The organism is Prochlorococcus marinus (assembly GCF_001180245.1).
Lineage (GTDB): Bacteria > Cyanobacteriota > Cyanobacteriia > PCC-6307 > Cyanobiaceae > Prochlorococcus_A > Prochlorococcus_A marinus_F.
Genome location: NZ_CVSV01000054.1, coordinates 1 through 484 on the forward strand (window position 1 = coordinate 1; position 484 = coordinate 484).

The window sequence follows — 484 nt, forward strand, 5'->3', positions numbered from 1 at the left end:
GTCAATGTAGATAAAATATGGTTAATAAATAATTTTCAAGAAGGAAACTAATATTATGCCTTTTACTGATCAAGAATATTTTGAGGTTATTGAAAAAAACGAAATCGTAAAAAAGGCCTTTGAAAATATCAAGCAAATTTGCATTGATTTACAAAAACAAACAAATTGTCCTGAAGAGGATCTAAAAGATTTTCTTGAATTTATTTCTAAACAATGGAATAAGTAATAATAAAAAAGCCTTTTAAATACTAAATTTAAAATTTTAATTTAGTTTTCTGAGACAATAAGTACTAATCTAATTCTTTTTTTGGTTTTGTATTGATACTGGAAGTTCCCTTAGCAGCAGAGACGAAGAAAAAGAAGCCTACAATTCCTGATATACCAAATATCGCAGCCAAAGGATCAAAAGTGAAAGAAAACATAGAATTTATAAAATCAAGATAAATAATAGTTTTTGAATCAAAATTGTACAATTATTGTTAAG

Annotated in this window: 2 protein-coding genes; one reads left to right on the forward strand and one right to left on the reverse strand. The window is 25.2% G+C overall.

The features are described from left to right. The first annotated feature begins 55 nt into the window (after positions 1-55). Positions 56-226: a hypothetical protein gene (locus AMO19_RS08420; RefSeq protein ID WP_011863490.1), complete on the forward strand. Its 171-nt coding sequence runs from the start codon at positions 56-58 to the stop codon at positions 224-226. 64 nt (positions 227-290) lie between these two features. On the opposite strand, the gene AMO19_RS01940 is transcribed toward AMO19_RS08420, so the two are convergent. After that, on the reverse strand, positions 291-422 hold the full coding sequence (locus AMO19_RS01940; protein ID WP_257008698.1) for a hypothetical protein: 132 nt from the start codon (positions 420-422) through the stop codon (positions 291-293). Positions 423-484: the final 62 nt, after the last annotated feature.